Origin of the sequence: Aureimonas sp. ME7 (assembly GCF_903970965.1) — a bacterium.
Taxonomy (GTDB): Bacteria; Pseudomonadota; Alphaproteobacteria; order Rhizobiales; family Rhizobiaceae; genus Aureimonas.
In genome coordinates this window covers 1-15,621 of sequence record NZ_CAJCKW010000006.1, presented here as the reverse complement: position 1 = coordinate 15,621, position 15,621 = coordinate 1, and the positions used below count along the sequence as shown (strand labels likewise).

General features: G+C 59.1%; 12 protein-coding genes, 1 tRNA gene and 1 pseudogene. 8 read left to right on the top strand and 6 right to left on the bottom strand.

Annotated features, from left to right (window positions below):
• Positions 1-36: 36 nt before the first annotated feature.
• Positions 37-930 carry a helix-turn-helix domain-containing protein gene (locus H7A85_RS11755; RefSeq protein WP_182086362.1) on the top strand — a complete coding sequence of 298 codons (894 nt, stop codon included), beginning with the start codon at positions 37-39 and terminating at the stop codon, positions 928-930.
• Between the two features lie 205 nt (positions 931-1,135).
• Here H7A85_RS11755 and H7A85_RS11750 read toward each other — a convergent pair whose 3' ends face one another.
• Positions 1,136-2,011, bottom strand: a complete 876-nt coding sequence (locus H7A85_RS11750; RefSeq protein WP_182086139.1) for an AraC family transcriptional regulator — start codon at positions 2,009-2,011, stop codon at positions 1,136-1,138.
• Positions 2,012-2,145: 134 nt separating this feature from the next.
• On the opposite strand from H7A85_RS11750, the pseudogene H7A85_RS11745 reads away from it, so the two are divergent.
• The 4 genes and pseudogenes from H7A85_RS11745 (at position 2,146) to H7A85_RS11730 (ending at position 7,737) form a co-directional block, all read left to right on the top strand.
• Positions 2,146-2,889 (top strand): annotated as a pseudogene (locus H7A85_RS11745) (SDR family oxidoreductase).
• 457 nt (positions 2,890-3,346) lie between these two features.
• Positions 3,347-5,779 (top strand): protein kinase, encoded by a 2,433-nt coding sequence (locus H7A85_RS11740; RefSeq protein WP_182086138.1) that lies wholly within the window; start codon positions 3,347-3,349, stop codon positions 5,777-5,779.
• 774 nt (positions 5,780-6,553) lie between these two features.
• The gene (locus H7A85_RS11735; RefSeq protein WP_182086137.1) at positions 6,554-7,189 is read left to right on the top strand and encodes a recombinase family protein; all 636 of its coding nucleotides are present in this window, start codon (positions 6,554-6,556) and stop codon (positions 7,187-7,189) included.
• Between the two features lie 278 nt (positions 7,190-7,467).
• Positions 7,468-7,737: a hypothetical protein gene (locus H7A85_RS11730; protein ID WP_182086136.1), complete on the top strand. Its 270-nt coding sequence runs from the start codon at positions 7,468-7,470 to the stop codon at positions 7,735-7,737.
• Positions 7,738-7,933: 196 nt separating this feature from the next.
• Here H7A85_RS11730 and H7A85_RS11725 read toward each other — a convergent pair whose 3' ends face one another.
• Together H7A85_RS11725 and H7A85_RS11720 are read right to left on the bottom strand one after the other, a co-directional pair.
• A complete protein-coding gene (locus tag H7A85_RS11725; RefSeq protein WP_182086135.1) occupies positions 7,934-9,592 on the bottom strand; it encodes a site-specific integrase in 1,659 nt (552 codons plus the stop codon).
• A 66-nt stretch (positions 9,593-9,658) separates the two neighbouring features.
• Positions 9,659-9,734, bottom strand: a tRNA-Ala gene (locus tag H7A85_RS11720).
• Positions 9,735-10,137: 403 nt separating this feature from the next.
• Here H7A85_RS11720 and H7A85_RS11715 point away from each other — a divergent pair.
• Positions 10,138-10,428, top strand: coding sequence for a YggT family protein (locus H7A85_RS11715; protein WP_182086134.1), 291 nt, complete (start codon positions 10,138-10,140; stop codon positions 10,426-10,428).
• A 139-nt stretch (positions 10,429-10,567) separates the two neighbouring features.
• Entirely contained in the window at positions 10,568-11,167 is a 600-nt protein-coding gene (locus tag H7A85_RS11710) for a hypothetical protein (protein WP_182086133.1), read from the top strand.
• A gap of 24 nt (positions 11,168-11,191) precedes the next feature.
• Here H7A85_RS11710 and H7A85_RS11705 read toward each other — a convergent pair whose 3' ends face one another.
• Both H7A85_RS11705 and H7A85_RS11700 read right to left on the bottom strand, forming a co-directional pair.
• Positions 11,192-11,362 carry a hypothetical protein gene (locus H7A85_RS11705; protein ID WP_182086132.1) on the bottom strand — a complete coding sequence of 57 codons (171 nt, stop codon included), beginning with the start codon at positions 11,360-11,362 and terminating at the stop codon, positions 11,192-11,194.
• A 365-nt stretch (positions 11,363-11,727) separates the two neighbouring features.
• The gene (locus H7A85_RS11700; protein WP_182086131.1) at positions 11,728-12,099 is read right to left on the bottom strand and encodes a hypothetical protein; all 372 of its coding nucleotides are present in this window, start codon (positions 12,097-12,099) and stop codon (positions 11,728-11,730) included.
• Positions 12,100-12,327: 228 nt separating this feature from the next.
• Here H7A85_RS11700 and H7A85_RS11695 point away from each other — a divergent pair, with 228 nt between their 5' ends.
• Positions 12,328-12,630 (top strand): hypothetical protein, encoded by a 303-nt coding sequence (locus H7A85_RS11695; RefSeq protein WP_182086130.1) that lies wholly within the window; start codon positions 12,328-12,330, stop codon positions 12,628-12,630.
• A 591-nt stretch (positions 12,631-13,221) separates the two neighbouring features.
• On the opposite strand, the gene H7A85_RS11690 is transcribed toward H7A85_RS11695, so the two are convergent.
• On the bottom strand, positions 13,222-15,621 hold a 2,400-nt coding region (locus tag H7A85_RS11690), incomplete at its 5' end, for a family 16 glycosylhydrolase (protein WP_182086129.1).

Below are 15,621 nucleotides of genomic sequence, written 5' to 3'. Positions count from 1 at the left end.
TCGACTATTCATTCCCGGATCCGAGTGATGGTAACGATGCAAAGAGAGCACGGAGGCGACGAATGGGCCGGGCCGACGGGCACGTTCCTGATCGAACGGCACGCGGCGACGGCCATGGCCTCCGCCCACTGGCATGATCACGTCGAGGTCAATCTGCTGCTGGAAGGGCGGATGACCTATCTGTTCAACGGCAGGCGGGAAGCGGTCGAGGCGGGACGCCTCGTTCTGTTCTGGGCCGCCATCCCGCACCAGACGATCGAGGTGACCGGGCCGGCCCCGCTGGTGTGCATCTACCTGCCGCTGGCCGATTTTCTCGCCCTGCCGCTCGAAAAACAGGACCGGCAGTCGATCATGCAGGGGCAATTCCTGACCGAGATCGCGACGGAGGCGCAGGACGCGACACAGGTGCCTCGTTGGGAGCGGGAATGGCGATCCGGCAGCGCCGCGCGGCGGCGGCTGGTCGTGGAGGAAATCCGGCTGCGCGTACGGCGTCTCATCATAGACCATGCCGAGACGGAACAGATGGCGCCATCGACATCCGTCGCCCCGTCGGTTGGAGCCGCGATCCGCCACGTCGAAGCGCTGACCGAGCTGATCAGCGATCGTTACGCGGAGCCCCTCAACGTCACCGATCTGGCCAATCTCGCGTCGATCCATCCCAGCACGGCGAATACGGCTTTCCGGAACGTTCTCGGCTTGTCGGTCAATCAGTATCTGACGCGCTACCGGGTTGCCCGGGCGATGCAGCTTCTGACCGATAGCGATACGGCCGTCATGACGATCGGCTTCGACTGCGGATTCGGCTCGAGCAGTCGCTTCTATGATGTCTTCAAGTCCCAGACCGGGACGACGCCACGCCAGTTTCGCGAGTCCATCGGCTCGATCAAGCCTCCGAAAACTGGCGACAGCAGAAAACTGCATAGGGAATGAGGGAGGGAACGCCGGACCGCGACGTCATCCTCGGCGATCGTTCCGCGTTTCGGCATCCCGCCCAGAGCTGCGCCCCGTGACCCAACAAGAAACTGGCATGGTCGATGCAGAAAAGCAGTCGGCCGGCTTTCGCGCTCTTGGTTTCGGACGCCGCGATCGCGGCTTGCCCTGCAGAGTGGGTTGAGCCATCGGCAGCGGGCGGCCATCACCCTTGGCGCAACCTCGCCGCATCGCGCGATGGTGGCAAACCGAACTGGCGGGCGTATTCGCGACTGAATTGGGTCGGGCTCTCGTAGCCGACGCTGAGCGCGACGGTCGTGGCGTTGCCGTTTCCGGCGACGAGAAGCGAGCGAGCATGCAGCAGGCGAACGTTCTTCTGGTATTGTAGCGGGCTGAGCGCCGTCACCGCTTTGAAGTGACGGTGGAAGGCGGACAGGCTCAACGCTGCCATCTCCGCCAGCGCTTCGACACGCAGAGGCTGGGCGAAGTTCTCCCGGATCCAGCGGATGGCAACTCCGATCCGGGAGAGTGCCGTATCGGGCATCCCGATGTCGCGCAGCATCCATCCCATCGGCCCCTGAAGAACGCGGAACAGGATCTCGCGCTCGAAGACGGGGGCAAGTGCGGCGACCTCGTCCGGTCGTTCGGTGAGGCGCATCATGCGGACCCAAGCGTCGAGGAGTTCGCGCGTCACCGGGGCGACCGAGAAACCGAGGGCGTAGAGCGCGCCGCCGGTCGGCCGGGGAAGGTCGGCCAGAAGGTTGGCGACGATGGCCGGCGTCAGCGTCAGGCTGATCGCGAGATAGGGCTCGCCGCTCGGCGCCGGGTGCACCGCGCCGACGGCCGGCAGATCCACCGACATCACGAAGTAGGTGGCCGGATCGTAGTGCAGCGTCCGATTCCCGACCGTCATCGTCTTCGATCCCGTCAGGATCAGGTTGACCATCGGATCGTAGACGGCGGCGAGTTGGTGCTCGGGGATGGCACCCCGCACCATCGCGATGCGAGGGATACCCGTTTCCGTGCGGCGGTTCTCGGCCCGCGACGCCAACATGCGGAGTTCATGAAGCTGTTCGTCCATCAACAAAGGGATCTACGGATCACGGCTGGGGAACAAGCGCAAAGTACGAATGGGCAAGAAGCGAGGAGGATCGGGCGAGCGCCCCTCCCAGCGTTTGCCTACTCCTCGGTCATCGAGATCGAAGGAGTTCTGCAATGAGTATCGTCATCATCACCGGCGGCAGCCGGGGCCTTGGCGCCAGTGCCGCTATCCAATGCGCCCGGCGTGGCATGGGCGTCATTCTCACCTACAACAATAACCCGGATGCCGCCGCCGGGATCGTGCGGACGATCCGGGCCGGCGGTGGCAAGGCGGTCGCGCTGAAGCTCGATGTTGCCGAAAGCGCGTCCTTCCCAGCGTTCCGCGAGACGTTGCGCTCGGCGCTTGCCGAGACCTGGGGGTGCGAGCGCTTCAATGCCCTCGTCAACAATGCCGGCTACGGTCTCTTTCGACCCATCGAAAAGGTGAGCGAGGACGAGTTCGACGGCCTTTACCGCGTTCATCTCAAGGGGCCGTTTTTCCTGACGCAGGCGTTGCTGCCGCTGATCGCCGACGGAGGGCAGATCCTGAACGTCGCGAGCGCGACGGCCCGCGTCGCAACCCCCGGCGTCGCGCCTTACGCCGCCTTCAAGGGCGCGCTCTAGGTGATGACCCGCTACATGGCGAAGGAGTTCGGCGAACGTCGCATCCGCGCCAACGCCATCGCGCCGGGCGCGATCCGCACCGAGCTCGGCGGCGGCCTCAACCGGGAGTTCGAGACGCTGCTGGCCGGACAGACCGCCCTCGGCCGGATCGGCGAGCCGGACGATGTCGGTTCCCTGATCGCGGGTCTCCTGTCCGACGACCATCGCTGGGTCAACGCCCAGACGATCGAGGTCTCCGGCGGATACGTGGTCTGAGCGCCGCTCAGGCCTGATCCACGGTTTCCTGATCCTCGCCGACATCGAGCACCCGATCCGCTTTTGCGATCGGGTGCTTCCCAGTCCTTGGCATTCCCGATCGCCTTGCCTGCGACGAAGGGCAGGGGCTGACAGGGCATTCCGATCTCAAAGGCTTCGGCGTGGAAGATCGTATCCCGTGGCCACACGAGGGTGTGGAAGCATCGACGACTGTTTGAGAAGGGTACTGGTGGAGCTGAGCGGGGCGTCCACCAGCGTTTCGAAGCGCTGCACCCGCGGTACCTTAGTTGGAAAGCAGGGACGGAATGTCCCACTTCACAGCCTCTTACGTCAAAAGCTGTAGAAAGTGCAATTGCTTGTCGCGTTTGATCGCATTTGAGCAATCCGCTCTTGATGCGTGCAATCCGCGCCTTTAACCTCCAATTTGAGAAGGTGACTACGACAGTAGGATATTAGCATGTCGCGTAACGACGGCGTCGCTTCAAACTTTGGGTTCCTTGAGCATCCAGCATATAAGTATCTTCGGAAAGCGATAAGCGAAGACGTAGCTCCGCTCGTTGTCGTGGTCGGGTCTGGTTTGAGTCGCTCAGACGGCTACCCGGACTGGAAAGGTCTTCGTAGTGAGGTAGAGACCGCACTGCGACAAAAGCGGATCGCTGAACTGGATGCTGATCCTAAAGCAGATGTTAGTACAATCGAGAATGCTATTGGGCAGCGTGACTACTGGCACTTTTTCAGAGATGCGAAGGAGTCTCTAACCAGGCCTACATATAATCATATAATAAGCAATATTCTGGGAAACAGAAGCAATGCTAAAGGCGAAGGCACTGAAAGTGGGCTTGGACTTCGTCAACTACTGAAGTTGAGCCCAAAGGGAGTCGTGACCCTAAACTTAGATCCGATAGCTGGAAATGTATTCAGTGAATACAATCCTGGTTCGATGGTTATTCCGATCTATGGCTTTGATCTGAATCAGAAATGGAAGCTGATCTCAGACGAAAAGCGCTTTCTTGTATACATGCACGGTCATGTAAGTGAGCCTCATACATGGGTCCTAGGTCAGGATGAATTGGATGCGCTGACGAGAAGTCAAGCTCATTCTCTTTTTCTGACCTCCCTATTTGTGAATCATACGGTGCTATTCGTTGGTATAAGCGCTGATGACCTTTCGATATCATCACCTTTGATTTCTCTTAAAAACTCGCAAATAGACGTGAACCGCGTATTTTGGTTTACGTCGCGAACGGATGCCGACACGAAAGAGTGGGCTAAGCAGTGTTCTGTCCAGTTAATTACGTATTCTGCTGCTGATGGGAAAACACATGCGTCTGCCCTCAATGCTTTAGTGGATGACATAACCGGATATAAATCTTCCGACCAGTTGAAAATAGCTCCGAAGGTTGATCCGTCGGGTGCCGGCACGCTCCTAATCGACCGTATCGATCCAGAAGAGTTGGCAGTTAAAAAACCTGAGGAGGTACGTACGTACCTTGATCGTCTTGTCAATCATGAACTTTCATTGGTTCCTGAAACAGACAAGTACAGCAAATTCAATCAAATCGTGGCTGAGTACGACTACCCTATACAGACGAGGTCGTTTTATCGCGGTCCAAAAGAGGGAAATCGGCAGTTCTTTGGCTATGAGCTTACATTCCCTGCGCTTGGCATGGGAAACTTCGGAACAGTCTATCATGCCAGGAGTGATGGCGGGGATGAGGTTGCCATCAAAGTCATGCACAATAACATATTACAGATACCGGAAATGGTGGGTGGCTTCCGAAGGGGTAGTCGTTCCATGGATATTCTTACGGCTCAAAAGGTCTCGGGAATCGTTCCTGTTAAAAAATCCTATGAAATGCCACCGACGATTGTTATGAACTTTGTGCATGGGAACAGTCTGCAGGAATTGTTCTCAGTATCAAGTTTGATCCCTTGGGTACGGAAGATTGAGATAATTGCTGAGGTAGCGCGGGTCGTCTACGGATGCCATAATTTGGAGGAAATAGTCCTACATCGTGATCTGAAACCCTCGAACATTATGGTAAGTGGGTTGGACTACGATACTTACGAGTACGAGTCAGTAACGCTTCTCGACTTTGACATGTCATGGCACAAAGGATCAAGCGAGAAAGATGTAGTGTTTGAATCGCGGGATGATTTTGGATACCTAGCGCCCGAGCAAACGGATGCGTCGCTCGTTGATACATCGCGTTCTACGAAGGTTGATTCATTCGGCCTGGGAATGACGACACTCGCGCTATTAAAGTCAAAGCATCCAATATCAAATATGTCGTTGGCAAGTGATTACGCTAAATCGGTATACTTTGCGACGAGGCAAGGTTATAATCTAAAATGGATTTGTCTGCCAAACCGTTTGGCAAGGCTAATCGTTGATGCAACCCAGCATCATCAACACGATCGTATAGCTTTTTCGTCATTCTATGTCCGTATAGAAAAGATTCGTTCTACTATTTCAAGTGCCTCAACGGTTCTAGAACACGATGTATTCTGTGAAGAGATTTTAGCGACCTTGGCGGAAGGTCGGCCTTACGAATGGGACGATGTTGAAGATAAGGGGCACTTCATTCTGGTTGGCGGTGTTCGTATTGCCGTATCTGTTGATGAGGAAACTCTCGGTGCTCGCATAGATATATCTTACCAAGATCCTGGTGCGAAGCAGTATCAACGTCGAAATGAGTTGATTGGTCAGTCGAGACGTGCTCTCGAAAAGACATGTGCGGCCGAGTCGTTCGGATTGAATAGGCTAAACGTGTATCACGGCTCGTTCGAAAGTTCGGTTCTTGTAGAGAAAACCCCTACGGTCGAGAATGTTGGAATTGTCTGTAGAGCTATGCAGACATCAGTGAGCTATCTTCGCCAGATCGAGTAGTTGGTATTTTTTATCTCTGCTAACAAATGTGAGTACGGAATTGGCTAGAGTTGTATTGAGGAGTGATATGTATTCCAATATCAAAGATTGGGATATGTTTGATTTTTAATTTAGGTAATCTGTGATTTAGGATCGAGGCATGTTGAAAATGGTTTAGTTTGTACAATAATTTATAGGTTGTTTGAAATCCGTTCGAAAAATTTTGGTGGTAGCTTCGGTCCGTCGAATCCATCATCTCGTTGGCTAATTTCGGCGCCGCAGGCTGATCGAAAAAATCGGCAAAAAATTATGCGGACCTATCTAATCATACCAGGGCTACCGTTGCCCCCCATACCCCCCCCTGCCTTTCTACATGTTCGTGTTGAAGCGTAATGCAGTGCAAAGTCGATGGCTTACACCGGCTGGGACGATGGCGAGGGGGAGGGGAGCGCCCTGCTTATATGGAGATAGGATGGCACTACGATGATCGCGCGATGCATGCCCTCAGGTAATGCAGACGAACGGCTCATTTAGATCGTGTTTCCAACCTGCTGATGCGGATCACTGTATCAGTTTTGCAGGTTGGAGACAGGATGGATACATGATCAACACATGCATCCCTAGGTAATATATTAAATTCCAATGAGCTATTAGGATAGCTGTATATGACCGTATAGGTATAGCCTAGCGGTCAGTGATATCTATAGCCATTAGGGTGTCCATAAGGGTTGACACAGTCGTACGTACAGGTATTTGTATGGTCATCACCTTTACGTACAATCTGAATGGGCTCCTATGGCTACGATCCTGTATGCACGCGTATCGACCTCTGACCAAACGCTTGATCATCAGAGGCGGCAGGCTGAGGCTGCTGGCTTCCACATTGATACGGTTATCGAGGATCACGGCGTATCGGGCTTAAATGTCCGCTTGACTGACCGGCCGAATGGAAGGCGGCTGTACGATCTCCTTCGCTCCGGTGATACGCTCGTCGTTCGATGGGTGGATCGGCTCGGCAGGAACTATCAGGATGTGTGCGATGCCATCCGGCATTTCCTTGACCGGGGCGTCACAATCAGGACGGTCATCAACGGGATGACGTTCGATGGATCAACGAGTGACCCGATACAGAAGGCAGTTCGGGACGCCCTCATAGCTTTCATGGCTGCTACCGCTCAGGCACAAGCTGAGGCGTCGAAGGAAGCGCAGAAGGCTGGGATTGCCTATGCCCGGACGGCAGAGGACGGCAGATATCGAGGACGAAAGCCCAGCTACAGCCGCGCGGAATTTCGGCTCGTGCAGGACATGCTTACGCAGCAAGCCGGTACGAGCGCCATTGCACGAGCAACAGGCCTTACGCGCCAAACGGTGCTACGGATTCGCGATGCACCACAAGAGGCTGAGCGCGTGCTGGCGAGCTGGGGTATGTAGGCAGGGGAGGTAGGTCCACAATCGGCCGTAGCGCCCCGCTGAGGCGATCCATCGCCATCCGGCTTAGTCTGGGCTGGTGGGCAGCTTCCGGCCGCCCAGAGTCCTCCGAGGCGGTTTTCGCTATCTCCCGCCTCGGACTTGTGCGCGTATCTGTATGAGGTTTCTGGCCTTAGCTATGCACGAGATACGAGAAGACGTTGCCAGCCCGAAAGGCGAGCTGACATTCCGTTCTCGTATGCAAGTCGGATCAGCGGCAACTGCCGTCCCCCGAATTTGGATTGAACGAAAGCCCTCGCACTGCGTACGACATCCGGGCTGACATCCTCAATGCCGACATCGACCATTGCCTGTGCCTGCTCGGCCTCGACGCCGTTGTGCAGCATGCGAAGGTACATGAAGGCTCGGACGGTCTCGCGTCCATTCCGAGTGTTGAAAGCTACGAGCTTGTAGATGCCGAAACCGGCAGCCAGAAGGAAAAGGATCGTTCCCACGGCATGTCACTCCAACTGCGGGCTGTTGTCGCGGTGCGTCCCCGCGAAGGCCCTTGATCTTGGTGATCGGGGAGTTGGAAAACCGAATGGATACGGTCCCTGTAGCCTTTAGTTCAGAGAACCTGTTGCATACGCCACAGGCTCCCCGACCATAGGTCAAGGAGTGGGCGCCCTTCCGGTGGGCACCTGTACCGATCCATTAGGGGTTTCCACGCCCCGAAGCCGCACGTACGGCTCTAACCGCTATCTCAGCTCAGGAAAGGGATATGTCAACGTTGGAGGCTGGGTGGCCGAGCGTCATTGGTTCGGCTTTGTCATCAAAAATACGTTGGATAGCGCTCAGCAGAATGTGCATCGCGAACCCATTGCGGTTGTAGGTTTTCAGTGTGGTGGTGCCTGGCTCATGGCCAACGATAGCCATTACGTGAGGCTCTGAAACGTTCGCGTTGAATAATGCTCCGACAACGGTGTGCCGGAAGCTATGAAAGGTTAGCTGCTTGGTCTTGATCTGTAGACCGGGGAGAAGCGTCTCGTTCACCCAACGTCCGAGATTGCGACCGTATCCGTCAGACTTGCTGTAGGTTAATTTCGGAAATAGCCGATCCTCCTGTGGGTTCGATTTTATCGAATCAACGTACTGCAGGAAGCCATAGGATATTAACTTCGGATGTATCGGAACAACACGTTTGGAGGCTCGGTTCTTAAGTTTCTTCAGAGTGCCTTTGTCTTCGTTGATATCGATGCACCATATTCCGTCAACATCGCGGATATCAGTAAGGTGAAGCTGGGCAATCTCGTTAAGTCTTGCTCCCGAGTAGATTGCTAGAAGCGTGCCCCACTTGTGATGGGGGTGCCGATCTACCGTTTCATCTAAAAGAGCTGAAGTGATGCGCTCCAACTGGTTAGGCTGAAATGGAAGGCGAGGCGCTTCCTTTTCTTTCTTGTCCGGTCGCAATGACAAACCTTCGAAAGGGTTCATCTGGCAATGCCCAGACCTACAACCCCAATTGAAAAGGCCGTTGTAGGTATTCAGGTACTTATTGACCGTACGATTGTGAAGCTTTTTCAAGCTTTGGTCTGAAATCACAGCCTCAAGTGGCTTGCCCCTCGTCCGCGCCGATTTATGTCTATTGACAGGATAAGACATGAGCACATCGCGTATGTCATTCGCTTGTTCGCGTCCAACAGCGTGAACTGGAATGTCCTTCCCGATCCGCTCATAGAGAAGATTCAGGTGCTCAAGGCGTTCCTGCCCGGTCTTCTCTGCCCAGCGGCCTTCCCGCTCTACGACCTTCTGATACTCGGCAACCAGGGCACATAGGGTGAGGCCGGTCTGCTTCGTCGCCTTGGGGATGGGATGTGAAGCCCCCCTCTCTGAGTAGTCGAAGGTTTCAGATTGAGCACTGTAATCAAGGGACGCATGCGCGAAGTCTCGTTGAGCCTGAAGCAGCGAGCGCTTCAGCGCTTCGAATTTCGAAGTTCGCGGTTCAATGCCGAGCCCGTACAGATTGTTGAATGCGGTTGTCTCGGCCTCGCATTCATCGGCATCGATAGGGCCGTCTCTGAGCTGGAGTTCTGCCAGCGCTGCCGTATTGCGCAGCAGCTCTTGCTCCGATGGTGACAAAGGCCCGTCTGCGTCAATCGCCGCTTTCTTCTGAGTGAGGAAGCGATCGAAGTGCTCTCTGAGTACGATCCTAAGCTGCTTGTGATCCATGCTGCTCCGTAGGCCCTGTACCGTCACGGTCCTCGCCAGATAGCTGAGCGGCATGGCCAACTGCAACGCTTGGCGGGGCTCCCTAGTCCTGAGAGAGACCCGAAGGCTTCCAGTGAGGCCCTTTGATTCGGTCGGGATGCGCCAGCGAAAATAGAAGATGCCGTGGCGGGATAGCTGAAGATAGGTCGGATTGAACAAGCGAATGTCTCACTCGGTTGTCCCACCAAGGGAAACCAACGGCTAAGTGCTTGTTCTGAAACGGACTGGTGGAGCTGAGCGGGATCGAACCGCTGACCTCGTCATTGCGAACGACGCGCTCTCCCAACTGAGCTACAGCCCCGTCCACCGGTGGGCGGCATTTAGGATGGGGGCGGGTGGGGTGTCAAGTGTGTTGTGAGGATGCCGATCGTGGGTCGTGCGCAGGGCGCCACGAGGGCGCGTCTCGTACCATCCGGCAACCGAGAAATCCTAGGCTTCAGGGGAGGTGCCCGATCCCCGATCGCGCGATGGGGCGGCCCGTGTTCGAACTCCAGCGCGCACGGCCTTCGCCTTGAAGTCCGTTCGCCTCGGCCGATGCCGATTTGGAGCACGCCTTCTCTGCGATCCTGTGCCGGAGGCCGGAGAACGATGTGTTGATCGCGGCCGGCTGGCATCCGTTAGGAAAATCCCCATCTCGTCCTGCGAAAGTGCCCCCACGAATCCGTGCCCTCGGCTTCGCGTTCAACGAAAGGCCGCCGCCGCATATGCTCGCCATCCTCAACACGCTGGTTTTCGTCCTCAACATCGTCTGGTGGATCGTGGTGGTGTCGGCCATTCTTTCGTGGCTTCTCGCCTTCAACATTCTCGACTACCGGAACAACTTCGTGCGAACCGTGGCCGATGCCCTTTATCGTCTGACGGAGCCGATGTACCGGCCCTTGCGCCGCGTGTTACCCAATCTGGGCGGCATCGACCTTTCGCCGCTCGTGGTGCTCGTCATCATCTTCTTCCTGCAGCAGCTGATCTACCAGTACGGACCCTACCTCCTGCGCTGAACGGGCGTTGCGACGCTCGCCGATCTGGCCCACCATCCCTTGCCCCGATGGCACGACGTGTCCCAGATAAGGCTCGCATACCCGACCTCCGGCAACACGCGGTCGGCTCTCGTCGAACGGAACGGGTTGGGAAGCTCTCATGCACTCGGCTCTGATGCTGTTTCTGGGATTGGCTGCGGCAACCGGAGGGGATGGCGCCGGTCGAACCGATCCGCCACCGGACATCTCCTCGGCCGCTTCCCCCCTCCTGCCCAAGCTTTGCGTCGACGAGCCGAACGCGGGCCGGGGCGTTCTGCGCTGCGCCGGATTGGTGGGAACCGACGTGTTCCTGGGCGGCGCCGACGCGCGGGCGGTGGCTCTCGGCACCCCGGTCTTCCAGGCTGATCCACCGGGTCGAAGCGTTCTGGGCCGGAGCGTGACCTGGCGGATTCTCGAAGGCCGTCCGATCGCGGGGATCGTCGGCTACGAACTGCCGGAGGGGAGCGAGGGCGGGACACGCTATCTCGTCGTCATCAAACCGGGCCGGGACGCGCGACCGGGCTGCGTGGTGGGTGTCCTGCGCCAGATCCCGGGCGACGGGCTCGAGGCAGCGGCGAGCTATGCGGATCGGCGCGCCGTATCGTTTCGTTGCGGGACGGATGCGCCAAGCCTCATGGGAAGCGCGTCAAGCCAGGCGGGGCAGGCTTTGGCGGCCTGGGTGGAACAGCTGAGCGCCAGTTCGAACCAGCCGGCACGCTAGTCGATACGCGTCCAGGGCATGGGACTAGAGCGCCAGCCAGACCACGAGAAGTGCAAGCCAGAACACCACCGAAAGCGTCAGACCAATCAGAAGACCGCGTGCCGGGCGCATCTCCTCGCGTACCGGCAGCCTGTCGCGAACGGCACTTTCAGCGGCTTCAGCCGCCCGTCTCGCAGCGTCCGTACTGATCCACATGAGGTCTCCTCCGATCCACCCATGATATTGGTCATAATAAGGCTTACGTAAAGCTATTGCGACTTCACGTTGTGTTGCCATCGCCGGGTCGGAACCTTGGGCGGTCGGGGAGCGAAGAGGCCTTTGGGTCCGATTCTCGGTCGATACGCGAGACGCACCAGTCCTCACGGCGAACGGGCTGCGATTTGGACGATGTCCGGCATGCCCGTCCCACGGCGGGGTGCGGATGATCGAAGGGGAGTTTCGTGGGCTGGCCGGGAAGGGGAAGATCGACCGCAAGTTCTGGAGGCGACGGAACCGCGGGTGCGCTCCCGTTCGCCCGTCCCGGCGCCCGTCGTTCGCCCTGGCAATGACTGGGGCCTACGTTACTTGACCTCTACGACCGGTTTTTGCGCAGCGCACACGTTGAAACCACGGACCCAGGTGGGATTGGGAACCTTGCGCGGCTTCAACCGGGGAAGAATGCGCTGCTTGTCACGCGGCTTCTGGAACTCGGCGATGAAGCTGAACATGCACTTGTCGTAAGGGTCGTCGATCTCGATCGTCCGCCGCTCGTTCGGCTGGATGGCCAGGGGCGCGAGGTTGATGGTTCCCGGCAGAAAATCCTGGGGCCAGCCGTAGAAGGTGTAGACGGGGAAACTCGTCGTGTTGTGCACTTCGACCTGGCGGTCGCGTGCTTGTGCCGGCGCGCCCGACATGGCCGCCAGAACGGTGAGGACGAGGGCGGACGCGGACATCGCCGCGCGATCCCGCCACGCCGAACGGGACGAATGCATGTCGCCAAAGCCTCGCAGCTTCGTTGGGGGTGGTGCCCTCCCTAGCACGCCCGGATGACAAGACCAAACTTGGCAGGGGGTGGGCTTTTTCGCCGAGGTTGACGCACCGCATCGTGCCCGTCCCGCATGCGTGATGCGGGGAAGGGGGTAATCGTGCTATCGTCGAACAACGAACCGCCAGGAGGCTGCATGCGCAAGATGTTTCTTCGGGTCGCCCTCGGGGCGGCGATGCTGGGCGGCGCCTCGCTTTCGGCCCATGCGCAGACGGCGACCTCGACCCCCGATTCCGGCCAGACGCTGCGCCAGCGTCTGGATGCGGACCGCTCGGACCAGCGGCGAACGGCGGGCGAGCGCAACATCGAGCGCTACAACAGCGACCTCGAAGCCCGGAGGCGCATCCTCCTACGCCAGCGCAACAACGCGGTCGGCAGCCTGCGCAGCACGCCCATCATGCCCAAGACCAACCGCTCCAGCGTCGTGGTCACGCAGTAAAGGGGAGGGGGCGGGAATTCGTCGGATCGGCGGGGCCCCGTGTCTTGCGGAGACGCGGCGAAGCGCGGAAAGGCCGCTTCGCCGTTGTCCCGAACTTGTCCGCGCCGATCGACCGGGTCGCTACCATCGGGTGCCTCGAAAGGAGACGCCCATGACAGTCCGACACCCCAGCGGCCACATCGTGGTCGGCCTATCCGAGCATCATCGATTTCCCGTCCGCTCCGCCGTGGGTTCCGGCCGGCATGGCGGGACCGATACCCTCGGGGGGCTAGCCTGATGCCGGGGATCGGCTGCGGCCTTATCAGCGCATGGGGCTGCGGCGTTGGTTTGGGGGCGGCGCGTGCCACTTCGGCCAGCGCCCACGTACCGCTGACAGGGCTCGATGCCGACGGTGCCCGGATCGTGCTCACCGGAGCGACAGGGATCGGATTGCGCCTCGTTCTCCAAGGGCGCCGCCGCTGATCGAACTCTTCCTTCGCGCGCCGTCCGGCTGAAATGCATGGGGCCCGCCTCGTTTCGGCGGGCCCCTGCCTCGTCACCCGAGTTGGTCCGCCGGGCGCCGTGGCCCGGCAAAACCCCCGGCGCTCGCTCTCAGAGCAGGAAGGCGCTTCCATCCTTGGCGAAGCTCGACAGGCTCGCATTGGCGACGAAGATGCTGCTGTCGCTGACCGCATCGCCGTTGACGTCGATCTCGATCATCACGCCGCCGCCCTTCACCGCCGCAAGATGCACCTCGCCGGCGTGTCCCGTGAAGGCAGCACTGTGGAGAAAGCTCAGGGTGCCGTCGTAGAGCTGGGACAGGTCGATCCGATCGCCGGCGGAAAAATCCTTGATCGTGTCGAACGCGTCGGGGCGGGAGTCGGCGATCGAGCGGAAGACGAAGACGTCGTTGCCGATGCCGCCGAAGAGCGTGTCGGCGCCGAGCCCGCCTTCCAGCGTGTCGTTGCCACCGTCTCCGACGAGGACGTTGTTGCCGTCGTTGCCGGTGATGTGATTGTCCTGCCAGTTGCCGGTGCCGTTGAGATCGGCCTTGCCGGTGAGGAAGAGGTTCTCGACCTGGTTGCCGAGCGTATGGGAAACGCTGGCATAGACCGTATCCGTTCCTTCGCCCGACCATTCGATGACGACGTCGCCGGCATGGTCGACATAGTAGATGTCGTCGCCCTTGCCGCCGGCCATGGTGTCGGCACCCAGACCCCCGTCGATGATGTTGTTGCCCGCATTGCCGTTGATCGCGTTGGCGAGCGCGTTGCCGGTGCCGTTGATATGGGCGGTGCCGGTCAGGGTGAGATTCTCGACATTGTCGGTGAGCTTGTAGGAAATGCTGGCATTGACCCGGTCGATGCCTTCGTTCGCCTTCTCGATGACGAGATCGCCGATATGATCGACGACGTAGGTGTCGTTGCCGATACCCCCCATCATCGTGTCGGCGCCCAGCCCTCCGTCCAGCGTGTCGCTGCCGATGCCGCCGGTCAGGCTGTTGGCCAGTTCGTTGCCGGTGAGCGTCGTGCCCCAAGCGCCGGTGAAGACGAGATTCTCCACGTTGAGGCCCAGCCGGTAATTGCTGAGATTGGTGTAGACGGTGTCGATGCCCTCGCCGGCCTTCTCCACCACCACGTCGCCGACATTGTCGACATAGTAGATGTCGTCGCCCTTGCCGCCGATCATCGTGTCGGCGCCCGAGCCGCCGTTCAGGACGTTGTTGCCGTCGTTGCCGGTGATCCTGTTGTCGAGCCAGTTGCCCGTGCCGTTCAGATCGGCCTTGCCGGTGAGGACGAGGTTCTCGACCTGGGACGCGAGTGCGTGGGAGATCGACGCGTAGACCGTGTCCGTCCCTTCGCCCGACCATTCGATGACGACGTCGCCGGCATTGTCGACATAGTAGATGTCGTCGCCCTTGCCGCCGGCCATGGTGTCGGCGCCCAGACCCCCGTCGATGACGTTGTTGCCCGCATTGCCGTTGATCACGTTGGCGAGTGCGTTGCCGGTGCCGTTGATGTCGGCGGTGCCGGTGAGGATCAGGTTCTCCACATTGTCGGTCAGCTTGTAGGAAACGCTCGCCATCACGCGGTCGGTGCCCTCGCCGGGCTTCTCGATGACGACGTCGCCGGCATTGTCGACAATGTAGGTATCGTCGCCCTTGCCGCCCGACATCGTGTCGGCGCCTTCGCGCCCGTCCAGCGTGTTGTTGCCATCGTTGCCAGTCAGGACGTTGTCCTTGGCGTTGCCGGTGGCGTTGATGTGGGCCGAGCCCTTCAGGACGATGTCGTCGGCGCTCGCGTCCAGCGTCATCGACCACTTCTCGCCGGCGATGGTATTGCGATGCGCCTCGTTCACGAGTTGGCCTTCGAACTGATAGGCGCGGATGTAGTCGATCTTGTAGTCGGCGCCCACGAAACCGGCGTCCGGGCTTCCCGGCCAATCTCCGCCGATCGCCAGGTTGGTGACCATGTACATCGGCTGGTGCATGTCGGCGGGCGTGGCCAGGCGGTAGACCTCGGCGCCGTCGACGTACCACACCAGTTCGGTCTTGGTCCAAAGGAGACCGTAGGTATGCATGCCCGCGCCCGCATCGCCGACCCAGGACGAAATACCGCTCTTGGTCGGGGCGCCGGTGCTGGACGTATGCATGGTCGTGTAGACCTTGCCGGCGTTGGAGCCGATCTGCTCGAACACGTCGAGTTCCTGCCCACCCTCGCCGTGCGCCGGCATCAGCCAGAAGGCCGGCCAGGTGCCGGTCTGGGCCGGAACTTCGGCGCGGATCTCGAAATACCCGTATTGCTGCGAGAACTCCCCTCGGCTCGACAGCATGCCGGACGTGTAGTCGTAGCCCGTGCCCGAGGCGACCGTCGGATCGGCCTTCGCACCGTGGATGGTCAGAACGCCGTTCTCGACCTTGAACGGGTTGACCCCGTATCCGCCGTGGCCTTCCTCCATGTAGTACTGGAGCTCGGCATGGACGTCGTGGGTGCGCCCGCCCGCGCCGTCGTG